General features: G+C 39.2%; 13 protein-coding genes. 9 read left to right on the plus strand and 4 right to left on the minus strand.

Going from position 1 to position 17,015, the window contains the following annotated elements; genetic code table 11:
- Window positions 1-79 precede the first annotated feature (79 nt).
- On the minus strand, window positions 80-1,966 hold the full coding sequence (gene htpG, locus CLV81_RS20045; RefSeq protein ID WP_106147969.1) for a molecular chaperone HtpG: 1,887 nt from the start codon (window positions 1,964-1,966) through the stop codon (window positions 80-82).
- 328 nt (window positions 1,967-2,294) lie between these two features.
- Between htpG and CLV81_RS20050 the strand changes: the two genes are divergently transcribed.
- Both CLV81_RS20050 and CLV81_RS20055 read left to right on the plus strand, forming a co-directional pair.
- On the plus strand, window positions 2,295-2,951 hold the full coding sequence (locus CLV81_RS20050; RefSeq protein ID WP_106147971.1) for a TetR family transcriptional regulator C-terminal domain-containing protein: 657 nt from the start codon (window positions 2,295-2,297) through the stop codon (window positions 2,949-2,951).
- A gap of 3 nt (window positions 2,952-2,954) precedes the next feature.
- The gene (locus tag CLV81_RS20055; protein WP_106147973.1) at window positions 2,955-4,265 is read left to right on the plus strand and encodes an ABC1 kinase family protein; all 1,311 of its coding nucleotides are present in this window, start codon (window positions 2,955-2,957) and stop codon (window positions 4,263-4,265) included.
- A gap of 3 nt (window positions 4,266-4,268) precedes the next feature.
- Here CLV81_RS20055 and CLV81_RS20060 read toward each other — a convergent pair whose 3' ends face one another.
- Window positions 4,269-6,722: an alpha/beta hydrolase family protein gene (locus CLV81_RS20060; RefSeq protein ID WP_106147975.1), complete on the minus strand. Its 2,454-nt coding sequence runs from the start codon at window positions 6,720-6,722 to the stop codon at window positions 4,269-4,271.
- 240 nt (window positions 6,723-6,962) lie between these two features.
- On the opposite strand from CLV81_RS20060, the gene CLV81_RS20065 reads away from it, so the two are divergent.
- On the plus strand, window positions 6,963-7,970 hold the full coding sequence (locus CLV81_RS20065; RefSeq protein WP_106147977.1) for a 3-oxoacyl-ACP synthase III family protein: 1,008 nt from the start codon (window positions 6,963-6,965) through the stop codon (window positions 7,968-7,970).
- Complete coding sequence (locus CLV81_RS20070; protein ID WP_106147979.1) at window positions 7,971-8,513, plus strand: pyridoxamine 5'-phosphate oxidase family protein; 543 nt, start codon at window positions 7,971-7,973, stop codon at window positions 8,511-8,513.
- Between the two features lie 95 nt (window positions 8,514-8,608).
- Here the strand turns inward: CLV81_RS20070 and CLV81_RS20075 are convergent, their stop codons facing one another.
- A complete protein-coding gene (locus tag CLV81_RS20075; RefSeq protein WP_106147981.1) occupies window positions 8,609-11,065 on the minus strand; it encodes a TonB-dependent receptor in 2,457 nt (818 codons plus the stop codon).
- Window positions 11,066-11,416: 351 nt separating this feature from the next.
- Here CLV81_RS20075 and CLV81_RS20080 point away from each other — a divergent pair, with 351 nt between their 5' ends.
- A complete protein-coding gene (locus tag CLV81_RS20080; RefSeq protein ID WP_106147983.1) occupies window positions 11,417-11,776 on the plus strand; it encodes a CoA-binding protein in 360 nt (119 codons plus the stop codon).
- Here CLV81_RS20080 and CLV81_RS20085 read toward each other — a convergent pair.
- The gene (locus CLV81_RS20085) at window positions 11,753-13,234 is read right to left on the minus strand and encodes a sodium:solute symporter (RefSeq protein ID WP_106147985.1); all 1,482 of its coding nucleotides are present in this window, start codon (window positions 13,232-13,234) and stop codon (window positions 11,753-11,755) included. The genes CLV81_RS20080 and CLV81_RS20085 overlap by 24 nt on opposite strands.
- A gap of 77 nt (window positions 13,235-13,311) precedes the next feature.
- On the opposite strand from CLV81_RS20085, the gene recR reads away from it, so the two are divergent.
- The 4 genes from recR (at window position 13,312) to CLV81_RS20105 (ending at window position 17,011) form a co-directional block, all read left to right on the plus strand.
- Window positions 13,312-13,932 carry a recombination mediator RecR gene (recR, locus tag CLV81_RS20090; RefSeq protein WP_106147987.1) on the plus strand — a complete coding sequence of 207 codons (621 nt, stop codon included), beginning with the start codon at window positions 13,312-13,314 and terminating at the stop codon, window positions 13,930-13,932.
- Between the two features lie 93 nt (window positions 13,933-14,025).
- The gene (locus tag CLV81_RS20095) at window positions 14,026-15,378 is read left to right on the plus strand and encodes a dihydrolipoamide acetyltransferase family protein (protein ID WP_106147989.1); all 1,353 of its coding nucleotides are present in this window, start codon (window positions 14,026-14,028) and stop codon (window positions 15,376-15,378) included.
- Window positions 15,379-15,442: 64 nt separating this feature from the next.
- Window positions 15,443-16,225 carry a carboxylesterase family protein gene (locus CLV81_RS20100; protein ID WP_245912117.1) on the plus strand — a complete coding sequence of 261 codons (783 nt, stop codon included), beginning with the start codon at window positions 15,443-15,445 and terminating at the stop codon, window positions 16,223-16,225.
- 9 nt (window positions 16,226-16,234) lie between these two features.
- A complete protein-coding gene (locus CLV81_RS20105; protein WP_106147992.1) occupies window positions 16,235-17,011 on the plus strand; it encodes a 3'-5' exonuclease in 777 nt (258 codons plus the stop codon).
- The last annotated feature ends 4 nt before the right edge of the window (window positions 17,012-17,015 follow it).

Genomic DNA, 17,015 nt, shown 5'->3' on the forward strand with positions numbered 1-17,015 from the left:
GTTCCTGAAAAATAAGGTTTTTAACAAAAAAAACCGCTCTTTATAAAAGAACGGTTTTGTAATCTATTGAGAGTATAGGTTATTTTATCATCTCGTAACTGCGTGAAATGAAATTCGTAAGCTCTTCCCCTTTGAGCAATCCTTTGGAAAGCCTAGCCAAATCTAGGGATTGGTTTATAAGCCGCTCTCTTTTCTTAGCCGTCTTGGTATTCAAGATTTCACTCACCAATTCATGATTGGTATTCACAATCAGATTGTACATTTCTGGCATATTGCCCATGCCGAACATACCCCCGCCACCAGTCTGCTGCATTTCCTTCATTCTGCGCATAAATTCGGGCTCTGTAATTATGAAGGGTGATGACAAGCTATCCATGGCCTCCATTTGAATAGTATATCCTTTTTCAGAAATCACTTTTTCCAGTTCTTCTTTCAGCTTATCCTTTTCCTCATCAGAAAGTTTGGATATGGCTGTATCTTCTTTTTTAATAAGATTGTCAATATGGTCGGCATCTACTCTGGCAAAAGACAGTTTTTCTTTAGAGGTTTCCAATTTTTGCATCAAATGGGATACGATGGGCGAATCCAATAAAAGAACCTCATAACCCCTGGCTTTAGCAGCCTCAATATAGCTATGCTGTGCTTCTTTGTCCGAGGCATAGAGCACTACCAATTTTTCGTCCTTATCCGTTTGATTGTCTTTAATGGTATTTTCCAGCTCTTCAAAAGTGAAGAACTTACCATCAACCGTTGGATAAAGTGCAAATTTGTCCGCTTTCTCAAAAAACTTGTCTTCGGAAAGCATACCGTACTCGATAACCACTTTGATATCGTTCCACTTTTGCTCAAAGTCTTCACGGTCGCTTTTAAAAAGGGATGCAAGTTTATCCGCTACTTTTCTGGTTATGTAGGACGATATTTTTTTGACTGCTCCGTCAGCTTGCAAGTAAGAACGGGATACGTTCAAGGGAATGTCGGGAGAATCAATGACTCCTCTTAACATAGTTAAGAATTCAGGAACTATACCTTCCACGTTGTCCGTTACAAAGACTTGGTTTTGGTACAGCTGAATCCTATCTTTTTGAATGTTGAGGTCGTTGGTCAATTTTGGGAAGTACAAAATACCTGTCAAATTGAAGGGATAGTCAACGTTAAGGTGAATGTTGAACAAAGGCTCTTCAAATTGCATGGGGTACAATTCCCGGTAGAAAGATTTGTAGTCTTCATCTTTCAAGTCCTTGGGTTGTTTGGTCCATGCAGGAGTAGGATTGTTAATAATATCATCCACTTCCTGAGTTGGAGCGGGGTCCTCTTCCTTTGCGTCTTCCGGTTTGGGTAAAGTCTCGGTCTTCGTTCCAAACTTAATTGGAATTGGCATGAACTTATTGTACTTCGTCAGTAGCTCTCGAATTTTTGAGTCTTCTAAGAATTCTGTGGAATCTTCTGCCACATGGAGAATAATTTCAGTTCCCCTTTCTGTTTTTTCAGCTGGCTCTAAAGAAAATTCTGGGGAACCATCACAAACCCAATGTACGGCAGGTTCATCCTTAAAACTTTTGGTTATAATTTCAACCTTGTCTGCTACCATAAAGGCAGAGTAGAAACCAAGACCAAAATGCCCTATGATTCCTGCATCTTTTCCTGCATCTTTGTATTTATCCAAAAACTCTTCAGCACCTGAGAAAGCAACTTCATTGATATATTTTTTTACTTCATCCTCAGTCATGCCAATTCCTTGGTCTATGATATGAATGCGTTTTCCATCTTTATCGACCTTAACCTCAATTAATGGATTCCCATACTCCACTTTGGCCTCGCCAATGGAGGTAAGGTGTTTTAACTTTAGGGTAGCGTCTGTAGCATTTGATATTAATTCCCTGAGAAAAATCTCATGATCACTATAAAGGAATTTTTTGATTAGAGGAAAAATGTTTTCTACGGAAACATTTATTTTACCTGTTGCCATTCTATAAACTGTTTACTTTTTGACATTTCTTCGACAAAAAAAATACCATTCATGCGAATATGACAAACTGACACTTATGGTAATTTAACAAAGAAATCGAAATTTTAACATCATTTTGTTTATTGATTATTTTGAAAAGCTAAACAAATAGTTATATTTGTAGTGTTATAGAAAATTGCTATGAACTAGTATACTATAACGAGTTTGTTTATTTATTGGTTAGGTTGTTGAGAACGCACTTTCGCCCGGAAGTGCGTTTTCTTTTTCTTAAATCTCTATATAATCTGTTCCAATAATCGTATTTTTGTTTAAACATAAATTTGAGGTTATGGCAAGTTCTACATCAAGCAAGCTAAGTGAAGAAAAAATAATTGGTTGGTTTATGGATACTGTTCTCGAGCACGAAGTAGTTCCAAAATCAATCTATAAGTTTTGCAAAACAAACAAGATAAAGGAAGAGGAGTTTTATCATTTTTTCGGCTCTTTTGAAGGATTGCAACAAGCCATATGGGAGCGTTTTTATGCAAACACGATTAATGTCATGCAGAAAAACGAACAGTATGATGCCATGACAAATGAAGAAAAGATGCTAACATTTTTCTTCACCTTTTTTGAAAATCTCACCTTGAACAGAAGCTATGTTCTTTTTGTGTTGAAACACCATAAGAATACTTTGGAAAATCTAGCCCCGTTAAAAGGCTTACGAAGGAATATAAAGGATTTCGCAACCGGACTTATAGACGAACGCAATAGTGAAAAGAGTTTGAAGATTTTAAAGCAAAGTCCACAAATATTCTCTGAAGGAGCATGGATTCAGTTTTTGTTTTTGTTGAAATTCTGGATGGATGATACCTCTGCCAATTTTGAAAAGACCGATATAGCCATAGAGAAATCGGTGACAACCATCTTTCAAGTGTTTGATAACAATTCTCTTGAAAAAATCTTGGATTTTGGGAAATTCCTTTACAAAGAAAATTTTGCATAGCCTATGAAGACATTGGATAGTATACCCACCAGCAAAATTGAGAGAGCTGGAAAATTGGTGAAGACAGGTGTTAAGATAGGAGGGAACTATGTCAAGTACTATGGGAAGAAGCTGGTAAACCCTGAGGTTACCAAGGAGGAACTTAATGAGAACAATGCAGAGGATATCTACGATGGACTTAAAAGTTTAAAAGGTAGCGCGTTGAAGGTAGCACAAATGCTAAGCATGGAAAAGAACCTTCTACCGCGTGCTTATGTGGAAAAGTTTTCACTCTCCCAATTTTCGGTTCCACCTTTGTCGGCTCCTCTGGTAAGAAAAACATTTAAAAAATACTTGGGCAAATACCCAGAGGATATATTCGATTCCTTCGAAAAAGATTCCATTAACGCAGCTAGCATAGGTCAAGTTCATAAGGCCAAAAAGGATGGGAGAGAATTGGCGGTTAAAATTCAATATCCGGGTGTTGCAGAAAGCATAAGCAGTGATTTGGCTTTGGTAAAGCCTATTGCCATCAGGATGTTTAATTTAAAAGGGAAGGATTCCGAAAAATATTTCAAGGAAGTCGAAAACAAGTTGGTCGAAGAGACCAACTACATTTTGGAATTAAAACAAAGCGAGGAAATTACCCAAGCTTGCACCATTATTTCAAATATTGAGTTTCCAAAATATTATGAGAATCTTTCCAGTGAACGAATTCTTACCATGGACTGGATGAAAGGCAGACATTTAAGTGAGTTTGCCAAAACCGATTTTGAAGCTGGTCTCGGTAACTCATTGGGGCAAGCTCTTTGGGATTTTTATATGTTTCAAATTCACAAGTTGCGAAAAGTGCACGCGGACCCTCATCCTGGAAACTTTTTGGTAAGTCCTAAAAACACTTTGATAGCTATTGATTTCGGGTGTATCAAAGAAATTCCAAACGAGTTTTATGAGCCTTATTTTGAACTGGCCAAGGAAGATAACATTAACAATGACTCCATATTTATGGAGAAGTTGTACGAGTTGGAGATTTTAACGCCAACTGACTCCAAGGAGGAACTTGAATTCTTCAAGGCGCTGTTCAAAGAAATGCTCACATTGTTCACCTCGCCCTTCAATAAAGAAGAATTTGATTTTGGCTCTGGTCATTTTTGGAACAAAATTGCGGATTTGAGTGAACGATATTCCAAGGACGAGCAAATCCGAAAGATGAACGGCAATAGAGGTTCCAAACACTTCTTATACATGAATAGAACATTTTTTGGATTGTATAACCTTTTACACGACCTAAAGGCCGTGGTCAAGGTCAACAATTTCCAAAACTATTTGGAGTAATAACTACTTGTCTTTACCCATAGTTTTTTCTGGTAGTATGGGTTTTGTCGTTTTTTGTTTTACATACTTCTCAAGCCACTGGTCTTGTTCCCATAGCAAGTGAAGAATACTTTCCTTGGCTCTGTAACCGTGGCTTTCTTTGGGTAACATGACCAATCTTACTGTCGCACCTAGTCCTTTAAGTGCATTGAAATAACGTTCACTCTGCATAGGATAGGTGCCGGAATTGTTGTCCGCTTCACCATGTACCAAAAGCAATGGTGTCTTCATTTTATCGGCATGCATGAAAGGCGACATAGTATAATACACTTCTGGGGCTTCCCAGTAATTTCGCTCTTCACTCTGGAAACCAAAAGGTGTCAATGTTCTATTGTAGGCTCCACTTCTTGCAATACCAGCTGCAAACAAGTTTGAATGGGATAGCAAGTTAGCTACCATAAAGGCCCCATAGCTATGACCACCAACTGCTACTCTGGTTCTGTCTATATAACCAATCTCGTCCACCGCATCAATTGCTGCCTTAGCATTGGCAACTAGTTGGTTCCTGAATGTATCGTTGGGTTGCTCTTCACCTTCACCAATAATTGGGAAAGCTGCGTCATCCAACACCACATATCCTTTGGTGACCCAGTAGATGGGAGATCCCCAAAACGGATACGTAAATTCGTTTGGGTTTTGTGTATTCTGAGAAGCACTGTTTTTATCCTTAAACTCCCTTGGGTAAGCCCACAATATCATAGGCGCTTTTTCCTTGGATTCTTTATTATATCCTACTGGTAAATAGAGGGTACCGTTCAATTCCAATCCATCCTCCCTTTTATAGGTAATCACCTCTTTATGTACATCTTGCAAACTTTTGAAAGGGTTTTCAAAATTGGTCAACTGGACTGGCCCTTTTCGCTTGATAAGACTTTTGTAGTAATAATTTGGATATTCGTTGGGAGACTCAATTCGCACTAATAATTCATCCTTTTCAACATTGTAATCCACAAGGTTCTCCTTTTTTCCTTCCAGTTTAGATGTGTACAGTCGCGTTTTTTTCAAAGTGGAAAGATTCATCTTATCAACGAAAGGAAACTGACCTTCTTTGGTAAAACCATCCCCTAACAAATAGACATTGTTTCCATCCATGGCAAGAACATCAGTACCATATTTATTACGCTTGGTGACAAAAGAGCCAGGGTCGCTATAGACATCTTGGTAGTTTCTATCCTCAATGATTTGAGGTACTTTTGAAGCATTTGAGGGATTAAAAAAATAACCTTTAAGATTTCTGTTGTTCCACCAATAATCATAGGCAATTGCCATGTTCTTATTTCCCCATTCAATTTTGTAGTATCGGTTCTTTAATTTAATCAGACTTTTACCTTGGTTATTAAATGGAGCTTCAAGCTGAAATACCTCATCACGATATTCTACTTCATTTTCTGGATCACCTCCATCCAAGGCTTGAACATAAATCAGAGATGCTGCTTTGTCCTCTCGCCAAGAAACAGAGCGCATACCCATGCGAACTGCCATGAACCCTTTAGGTAAATCCTCAATTAGGGGTACTTCCAATAAGTTGGATACCAAAGTGCCATCTGTTGAATACACATTGATTTTAGAGGGAAAGCGATAATAAGGAACCAAGTAGGAAAACGGCTTTTCCACATTGGTGACCATTACATAATTACCATCAGGTGAAAAACTAATGTTGCTGTACATGGCCGCTTCCTTCCATTTGGTCTTGCTTCCATCAAGTTCCACCTTGAAGAGTTCGGAGCGTGCCAATTGTTCAAAATTGAATTCATCATTGGGATTCTTAAGTAAATCTTGATAGGTTCTGTTCTGCGCTTTTTTTCCATCATTTGAAGAAATGGTTGGACCGTTGGGTACTGCTTCCGACACATTGACTAGATCCTGTCGATCGTTGGGCAGCATTTTTACCAAAACGGACTTTCCGTCCTTAAACCAATTAATTACATCTCTCATGTTGGCATTCACATTGGCATCGGTTAATTGTGTGACTTCTGCCTTATTCAAATCCAATACCCAGACTTCAACCCCTTTGGGAGTTGTATTGGTAACTGCCATCATGGATTGGTCTGGAGACCAATTAAAATTGGCCAGACGGGGATTTTCTGGCAGGTTCTTTACTTGAATGACCTTATCACTGGCGATTTCCTTGATTTTGATATTATTGTAATAATTGGTGCGACTTCCAATATTGGTTTTTGGGTTAATCCGAAGACCTGCCAAACGCATTTCTTTCTCAGAAAGTTCGGCAATACTCTTATAATAATCTCGGTATAACAAAACCATATATTTACCGTCATCGGTAATACGGACTGATGGGGCCAAAGGAGCATCTACAAGCTCCAAAATTTCTGACGAAGGTTTCTGATAGGTTAGCTTTTCTTGAGAAAAGCTCATTGTTCCAATCAAAAAAAACAGTAGCAATCCAATATTTTTCATAGGGATGATATTTGGGTATTGGGATTCAAAAAAGATTACCTCTAAAAATACAATAAATCCTTCTTTTTGAGTAGCTATTTTCCCTTTTAACAGAGACCTAATTTTAGACGCATGTACCTTTGGATTACGGATTTAAAAATTGTTTTCAGTTTTTTTGCGAATCTGCAGGGAATATTAGTTATTTTCCACTTTAATCAATACTATTGAAAGAAAATTGCGATAAAATAAAGGAGGTAAACTATGTACAATTCTAAAATAAAGGGACTGGGTTATTATGTCCCCGAAAACGTGGTGACCAATGACGACCTTTCAAAGGTAATGGACACTAATGATTCGTGGATACAGGAACGGACAGGTATAAAGGAGAGGCGACATGTGGTCAGAGGTACGGATACAACTACTTCCATGGGTGTAAAAGCCGCCAAGATTGCCATTGAGCGGGCAGGAATTGATAAGGATGATATTGATTTTATAATATTCGCCACACTAAGCCCTGACTACTACTTCCCGGGGCCGGGTGTTTTGGTGCAACGGGATTTGGGAATCAAAACAGTAGGTGCTCTTGATGTTAGGAATCAGTGCTCAGGATTTATTTATGCCGTCTCTGTCGCGGACCAATACATAAAAAGTGGGATGTACAAGAATGTATTGGTCATTGGTTCAGAACTACATTCCCATGGCTTGGACATGACAACTAGAGGTAGGGCCGTTTCCGTAATCTTTGGCGATGGGGCAGGTGCCGCAGTTCTTACGCGGGAAGAAGATACTGCCAAAGGTGTGCTGTCCTCTCATTTACATTCCGAAGGCCAGCATGCCGAAGAGTTGTCCTTAATAGCTCCAGGAATGGGGAAACGATGGGTTACCGATATCCTGGAAGAGGAAGACCCTGAAGATATTTCATATTTCCCTTATATGAATGGACAGTTCGTTTTCAAAAATGCCGTGGTTCGTTTTAGTGAAGTAATCATGGAAGGATTACAAAAGAACAATTTAGGACCTGGCGATATCGATATGCTAATTCCCCATCAGGCTAATCTACGTATCTCCCAATTTGTACAGAAAAAGTTTGGCCTTTCTGATGATCAAGTCTTCAATAACATTATGAGTTATGGGAATACTACAGCTGCATCCATTCCCATAGCGTTGACTGAAGCTTGGGAAGCTGGAAAAATAAAGGAAGGTGATTTGGTTGTTTTGGCTGCCTTTGGCAGTGGGTTTACTTGGGGAAGTGTTATTATCCGTTGGTAAATGGGAAGGCAACTTGACCAATTAACCCAACCTTTAATTGATTTTATCCAAAACCAAAAGCTTTTCTTCGTAGCTACTGCCATGGAGGGAGGTCGGGTAAACGTTTCTCCAAAAGGATTGGATTCACTCAGGGTAATAGATGAAAAAAGAGTGATTTGGCTTAATCTTACAGGTAGCGGTAACGAAACAGCCATCCATTTAAACAATAAGAACAGAATCACCCTTATGTTTTGTGCTTTTGAGGGCGACCCTATTATTCTCAGACTTTACGGTACGGCAAAGTCTTTTAAAAAGGGAACTGACTTTTGGGAAAAAAATATAGCTCTTTTTCCAACAATTCCAGGAAGCAGGCAATTGATTGATGTTGTAATAAATGAAGTACAGGTCTCTTGTGGTATGGGTGTTCCTTTAATGGAATATAAACAACAACGTCAGTCCTTGGTCGATTGGGCCGAGAATCAAGGTGATGAGGGCTTAAAAAAATACTGGCAGAAGAAAAACACAACAAGTATTGACGGATTTACCGATTCGTTTGAACAATAATAAACCCCGCCTGATTCATCCTTCAGAACGGGGTTTTTAATGATAGACCTTGAGTGATTTACCAACCAACACTCAAACAAGGAATATCACTTTTTTTACAAAATACCTCCACTGGACTTTTTGGTATTGCTATCTCTCCTTTTACGCTGCTTAGCTCTGTTCTTTCCGCTACCAAATCGATATGAAAGCCCTAGATACAACGTCTGGCTTTCCCAATTGAATTCTCCATTTTGGACAAAAGGTCGCTGACCATCAAATTGGAATAGCATGGTATTGAATACGTCGTTAAAATTGGCACTTAAAGTACCTTTGCCCTTGGCAAAACTGTAGCGCGCTCCAAAATTGACAAAATACATGGGCTGCACTTCAAACTGAATGTTTTGGTTCTGACCGCGATAAAACCCAAAGAGTTGTAAGGTCAATTTTTTATTCACGGTGAAACTATTATTCATTCGTAGATTCCAAGCTGTATTGTTTACTTCTACGTTTTCGGTAACAATATCATCTTCAGTGCCAGTTGCAATATCCCCTTCCAAACGTTCTGTGATTCCGCGTTGGGTCTGACTGAACATATCAAAACTTCCATTGATGCTCCACCATTTGGTGGGTTTGTAGTTGGTTGAAATCTCAACACCGTAAGCAGAAGTATTGTTGAAATTATCAAAAGTTAGGATGAGCCGGTTGAAATCCAATCGGTCCACAAAAACCGCCCTGTTAATTTCGTCCTCAATGGTTCTATAGAAAACGCCAGCGGTCACGCTACCTTTTTTCAAGCGCTTGGTAAAATTCAATTCATAGGAATTGGTGAACTGGGGAACCAAACTGGGATTTCCAAAAGAAGAAATCAAAGGTGTTGCAAATTCTCTTATTGGATTCACTTGTTGCAGTCCGGGACGGTCCACCCTACGACTGAAACTGGCTTGCAACTGGTCTTTTTCATTCACATTATAAGTCAAAAATGCGGAAGGATAGACTTGTGTGTAATCATCCGTAAAAGCTCTTACCTGATTGGTATCCGCTATAACCTGCACATCCTCCAAACGAGCTCCCACTTGATATGACCATTTTTTGTATCGCTGGCTAAAAGTCACATATCCCGAATAAATATCCATGCCATACACAAAATTGGTAGATGGTGTTGGTACCAAATCTCCATTAGAGTTGAAGGAAAGACCCGTGGAAGAATAATCCACATCGGTTTCAAAAAAACGTGCTTCCAAACCAACCTCCAACTTTGAAATGGAATCCAAAGGATTTACATAATCCAGATTGATAAAGGTCTGGTCCCGCTTGGTGTCCACAAAATCCATATAATCTGGAAATAGGGTAGCCCCTGAAGATGCAAAGTCTGCGTCCTCGTCATCTTCAAACCGATTATGATCTATTTCCAATTCAATGTTATGACCCTCTTTGGCAAAGTCTAATTTGTAGTCAAAATTGTATTGTTGGCTCAGGTTGTCATTGGTGTTATTGAAAAATTGGATTAAATCCCGAGTAGGGTCCAAATTATAGGTAATGTCAGTTATACCAAGTCCCTCTCCATTAAAATAGTTTTGATTAGTGAAAATGGAAAGGGTGTTCTTTTCGTTAATGTAAAAATCCACTCCTATTTTATAGAGATGGGATTCATTGTCATTAAAGAAATCAAAATCCTGGAGTGAGTTTTCATCCTGCCTAAAAATGAAACCATCGTTGAAATAGTCACCAATGTTGGTTCCATAGTTGCCATAAAAGTTGAATTTTCCAACTTTATAGTTTAAATCTAACGAGGCGTTATATTTTGGTCGAATACCTTGAGTATAGCCCAGATTCAGGTTCCCGTTGAATCCCATGTTTGCATTTTTGTGCAAAACGATATTGATAATTCCGCTCATTCCTTCCGGATTGTATTTTGCAGATGGATTGGTAATTAGCTCAATGGATTTAATTGAGGTCGATGGAATTTGTCGTAATAATTGCGCCACAGGGACATTGCTTAGTTTGCCGTCTACCATTACCCTAACATTGGAATTTCCGCGGAGGGAAAGCTCTCCGGTCTGCGCATCCACATTTACCGAAGGAATATTGTTCATAATGTCGGATGCCGTGGCGCCAGCTGTTGTTAAATCTTTTCCAACATTGATAACCTTTCTATCCACTCGCTGCTCAATAGTGGTACGCTCCGCAACCACTTCAACTTCCTCCAATTCCTGGGTGTTTTCCATCAAAGTGATGGTGCCTAAATCCACTTTTTTGTTTTTCTTGGAAATTTCAAGCTTTTGTACGTGTGTTTCGTAACCAATAAATTGAACCTCAAGAGTAAAGGAACCTTCCGGCAACTTTTTTATTTCAAATTTTCCATCCTCAGTCGTTATTCCGCCAGTGATTGTTTCTGTCCCATCCTCAGATTTGATTACAATTGCGGCATAGGCTACCGGTTGTTTTTGCGCATTGTCGACCACGGTACCGGTTATGGAACCAATTTTGGTATCCGTGTCGTTATCCGTTGTTAAAGAATAGGTGTAAAATGTACTGTAAAAAAACAGCACTAAAAGAAGTGCATTTCTTTTCATGAGTTTGTTCGTTTTTTGGATTGATTATCCGATGATTGATGATGCTAACTAGACGATTAACTCAGAATGATGTTACAAGGGATAAACCTTTTAACATTTTTTAACAAATAAAAAATGGGCAAAAATGATGTAAGCAAGGCGATTGGTTATTGACAAAAGGATGTAAAAAAAGAAACCCCAGCTACCAAGAAGAAAGGTTCGCTGGGGTCTGTTCATTGATAAGCTATACTAAACACTAACCATTAACTATAAAAAATACAGTCTTATCAATGATTGATTTCTAGGATAAATAGACGAGTTTTTTTTTGATTAGTTACAGCTATTCATTTAGTTTAACATATAAATTAACAAATGGTTAAGACACTAGTTTTTGGGGCATCACCGAACCCTAGTCGGTATAGCAATATTGCCATCCGTCGTTTGGTTGAAAACGAAATTGAAACTGAGGCCTATGGACTAAGACCTGGGGTTGTTTCGGGAATCGAAATAACAAATAGACTTGAAGATTTTCAAGATATTGACACTGTTAGCCTTTATCTTAATCCTAGGAGACAGCAGGAATACTATCAGTCCATCATCAATATGAAACCAAGACGGGTCATTTTTAATCCGGGTACCGAAAACCCTGAATTTCAAGTTATGTTGAAGGAAAATGACATCGAGGTAGAGGTTGCATGTACATTGGTTCTACTGGCTACCGACCAGTATTGACGGTTTTTTTCTAAGTAAAAGAAGTCCTAAAAACGTCAATAAACCATTTAAGGGCAGAAGTTCATAACCTATTACATATCCGCCTAAATATTGTGGGTCCAAGCTTCCTAAAACGGCTATGATGCCAACGGATAGACCGCAAACTATCCATACATATCGGTCTTTGATTTGAAATTTGGTAAAAATACCAAAGGCAAATAGTCCTAAAAGTGGACCATAAGTATATCCTGCCACAATTAGTAAACTATCAATGACATTTCTACTCAAAATATATTTAAAGGCTATGATGACCAAAACCAAAAGTATGCTCATCCCAATATGCGTTCTTTTTCTCAGTTTTTTTTGTTGGGTTTCATCGTGTTTTTCAATTTCTAAGAAATCCACACAAAATGAAGTAGTCAATGATGTGAGGGCACTATCTGCACTGCTATAGGCTGCAGCGATGAGTCCAAGCATGAAGGTAACCGCCAAAGCAAGACCCAATCCACCGTTTAGGGCGACCTCTGGAAAGAGGAGGTCAGACTTAGGTTCACCATCCATCAGTGGTACGGAAATTCCATTTTTTCCTGCATATATGAACAACAAGGCACCCAACAGCATAAAAAGGAACGTAGCACCGACCAAAACAAAACTGAAAGAGACCATATTCTTTTGGGCATCTTTCAAGGATTTACAAGTAAGGTTTTTTTGCATCATATCCTGGTCCAGTCCGGTCATGCAAATGGTAACAAACATTCCTCCAACAAAAGATTTTACAAAATGGGTGCGTTCCAAAAAACTATCCACAAATATGAACCTATTATACGATTTAAGTTCTGATGAAGCCAAAAAATCACCAAAGCTCCAATCCAATTCTCGGTTAATCAGTATAATGGATAATACTACCGCCAACAACATGAAAAGGGTTTGTAAAGTATCCGTCCATACAATGGTTTTAATGCCACCTCGGTTGGTATAGACCCAAATCAATAGGATAGAAAGCACTACGGTCAACTCAAATGGAACGCCCAAGTCATCAAAAACAAATTGTTGTAATACTATGGCTACCAAAAACAGACGAAAAGAAGCTCCAAGTACCCTAGAAATAAAAAAGAAAAAGGCACCCGTTTTATGGCTTACTATACCAAATCTTTCCAAAAGGTATTCATAAATAGAAGTCAAATTGAATTTGTAATAGATTGGTAAAAGAACATAAGCCACCACAAAATATCCTACTAAATACCCCAAGACAACCTGCATATAACTAAACTGCGATGCTTCTACCCATCCAGGAACCGATATGAAAGTCACTCCCGATAAAGAGGCGCCAACCATTCCGAAAGCCACAACATACCAAGGAGATTGTCTCCCTGCCTTAAAAAAGTCGGTATTTGAATCGTTTTTGCCTGTGAAGTAGGAAATAATCATCAGTACCGCGAAATAAGCACCAATGAGCAGTAGAATTTGAATTGCGGACATTAGTCTGGTTTACAATGCAAAGTACAAAAGTAAATCGGTAAACCTAAAATTGTAATTTTGCTACTTTGTTGATAGATATGGAATTTTCATCGAAGCTTTTGGAAAATGCAGTGTACGAGATGTCACAACTCCCTGGAATTGGGAAGCGGACCGCTTTACGCTTGGTGCTTCATTTGCTCAAACAGCCTGAAGAACGCACTCAAAATCTTTCCAATGCCTTACTAAAGTTGAAGCAAGATGTGAATTACTGCAAAAACTGCAATAATATCTCGGACACCGAAATCTGTGAGATCTGTGCAAACCCCAAAAGGGATAAATCTTTGGTTTGCGTCGTTGAGGATGTCAGGGATGTCATGGCTATTGAAAATACTTCGCAATACCAGGGACTGTACCATGTTTTAGGAGGGAAAATATCTCCTATGGAAGGTGTGGGCCCTCAAGATCTTAACATAGCTTCTTTGGTAAAAAGGGTGGAGAGCGGAGATGTCAAGGAGCTCATTTTTGCACTGAGTTCAACTATGGAGGGTGATACGACCAACTTTTATATATATAAACAGTTGGAGAGATTCAATGTAGTGACTTCTACCATTGCAAGAGGAATTTCAGTAGGGGATGAGTTGGAATATGCTGATGAAGTTACCTTGGGAAGGAGTATCCTGAACCGGGTTCCTTTTGAAAATTCGATAAAAGCAGGTTGATTTAACGACCAATTAATAAATAAAACATAATAAAAAGTCAATTTCTTTAGTATTTTTGCAAAATAGAAATCGGCCTTAGTACGTTAGATAGTTATGTCAAAGTTTGAATTAAAGTTACCGCAAATGGGAGAAAGTGTTGCTGAGGCAACATTGACAACTTGGTTGAAGGAAGTAGGCGACGTTGTTGAAATGGACGAAGCCGTATTTGAGATAGCTACGGACAAGGTAGATTCTGAAGTACCTAGCGAAGTTGAAGGTGTGCTCCTCGAAAAAAGATTCAATGTTGATGATATTATAAAGGTAGGTGAAGTTGTTGCGGTGATTCAATTGGATGGCGATGCGCCCGTAGTGGAGGAAGCACCGGTGGAGGAAGAAATCTCAAGTAATGTTGAAGAAGTAGCTCCAGAAGTGGTGTTGGAGAAGGAAATCAGCCAAGTTCAAGAAAGTATTACGACGGTAGTACCAGATTTTGCGACTTCTGAACGTTTTTATTCTCCTTTGGTCAAGAACATAGCTAAGGAAGAAGGCATCTCTATGGATGAGCTGGAAGCCATAGTCGGCACAGGTAAAGAAGGAAGGGTGACCAAGAATGATATAAAGGCTTATTTGGAGAGTAGGTCCTCAAATGGAAGTGCCCAACCAATGCCCGAAAAGACTGAGACAAAAACGGTTCCTGAGGTGAAAGAGCCTAAGAAGCCCGTTGTTCAAACGGACACTCCAAAACCAGCTGTTTCTGGTGGAGATGAGTTGATTCCATTGACCAGAATGGGTAAGCTGATTGCCAAACATATGGTGGATAGCATTAGCACTTCGGCTCATGTTCAAAGTTTTGTGGAGGTAGATGTTACCAACGTTGTAAACTGGAGAAACAAGGTCAAAAAAGAATTTGAGGCTCGAGAAGGGGAGAAACTGACTTTCACTCCGATTTTTATGGAAGCTGTGGCCGTTGCAATCAAAAAATACCCGATGATCAACATTTCTTTGGAAGGGGACAATGTGATTAAGAAGAAAAACATCAATTTGGGTATGGCAGCAGCATTGCCCGACGGAAACCTTATTGTACCGGTAATCAAAAATGCGGATCAGTTGAATCTGGTGGGAATGGCCAAAATGGTAAATGACTTGGCGAATCGAGCTAGAAACAACCAGCTAAAGCCGGATGAAATTCAAGATGGGACATATACGGTAACCAATGTAGGAACATTTGGAAGTGTTTTTGGAACTCCAATTATAAATCAACCCCAGGTAGGTATATTGGCTTTGGGAGCCATTCGAAAACTGCCTTCGGTGATTGAAACGGATCAGGGCGAATATATAGGTATCCGCAGTAAAATGTTCCTTTCACATAGCTATGACCACAGGGTGGTAAATGGTGCTTTGGGAGGAATGTTCGTGAAAACCGTTGCAGATTATTTGGAAGCATGGGATGTTAACAGGGAAATCTAGTCTAAATAACCTCTTTTCAATCTCAAGACTTTCTTAACTTAGGGGCAGAATCAAATCATCAATCATGAAGTTTATAACTCCTCTCTTTTTAGTGGCGTTTTTGCTGCTGAATACCAGTACAATGGCTCAGGATACATTGGACTATAAAAAAAAGACTTTTGAAAAAGATGGTAAGGTAATGCCATACCGAATTTTGCTTCCTCAAAATTTTAATCCAAAAAAAAAGTACCCTCTTATACTGGTCTTACATGGTTCTGGAGAACGCGGTAATGACAATGAAGCCCAGTTAGTACATGGTTCAGGGCTCTTTTTAAAGGAAGATGTACGAAGCAAGTTCCCTAGCATTGTGGTCTTTCCTCAGTGTGCGGCAGAAAGTTCGTGGGCCAAAATAGATGTAGAGGGAGACTTTCCAAATAGAGAGTTTATTTTTTATGAAGATGCAGAACCCACTGAAGATATGCTATTGTTGGAAGGTCTGATTAAACAACTCAAAAAAGAATATAAAATAGACAGAACCCAAACGTACGTTGGTGGTTTGTCCATGGGAGGAATGGGTACTTTTGAACTCGTTCGAAGAAACCCTAAAATGTTTGCAGCGGCTTTTCCTATCTGTGGTGGAGCTAACCCTTTAATAAGCAAACAACTTAAAAAGTTGGATTGGTGGGTGTTCCATGGAGATGCAGATGAAGTAGTTCCTGAAAAGTATTCAGCCGAAATGGTGAAAGCGATGGAATTGGAGGGAATTTCAGTAATATACTCGGTTTACAAAGGAGTGGGGCATAACAGCTGGGACAATGCCTTTGCGGAACCTAATTTAATACCTTGGCTATTTTCTAAGTCCCGCTAATACTGTACTATGGAATTACACCTTACCAAGCCCATTTGCTTCTTTGATTTAGAGACTACGGGGACCAATGTAGCTTCCGACCGGATTGTGGAAATATCCGTTCTCAAGATATTTCCAAACGGGAATAAAGAGAGTAAAACGTGGTTGGTAAATCCCGAAATGCCCATCCCGCCAGAAGTTGTGGAAGTTCATGGGATTTCCAATGAAAAAGTAGCAAATGAGCCAACTTTCAAACAGCTATCCAAGGAAATTTATAAAATGATAAAGGATAGTGATTTGGCTGGATTCAATTCCGATCGCTTCGATATTCCGCTTTTAGCGGAAGAAATGCTCCGGGCCGAGGTTGATTTTGATATGAAGAACATGGTCTCTGTTGATGTACAGACCATTTTTCACAAAATGGAGAAAAGAACGCTTGGTGCTGCCTATAAGTTTTATTGTGATAAAGAGCTGACTGATGCCCATAGTGCCGCTGCAGATACCGAAGCTACTTACGAGGTACTAAAGGCACAGTTGGAAAGGTATCCCGAGCTTGAGAACAACGTGAAAAAGCTATCGGAATTCACCACACGCAAACAGTCCCTTGACTTTGCAGGCTTTATCGGTATAAATAAACAAAAAGAGCCGATTTTCACTTTTGGCAAACACAAAGGAAAAACAGTGGATGAGGTTCTTAATGCTGAGCCGGGCTATTTCGGATGGATTTTGAACGCCGACTTCCCACTGTACACTAAAAAAGTACTTACGCAGATTAAACTTAGTAAGTTGAATAACAAACTTTCCTAATTCT

This window comes from Flagellimonas meridianipacifica (assembly GCF_003001695.1).
Taxonomy (GTDB): domain Bacteria; phylum Bacteroidota; class Bacteroidia; order Flavobacteriales; family Flavobacteriaceae; genus Flagellimonas; species Flagellimonas meridianipacifica.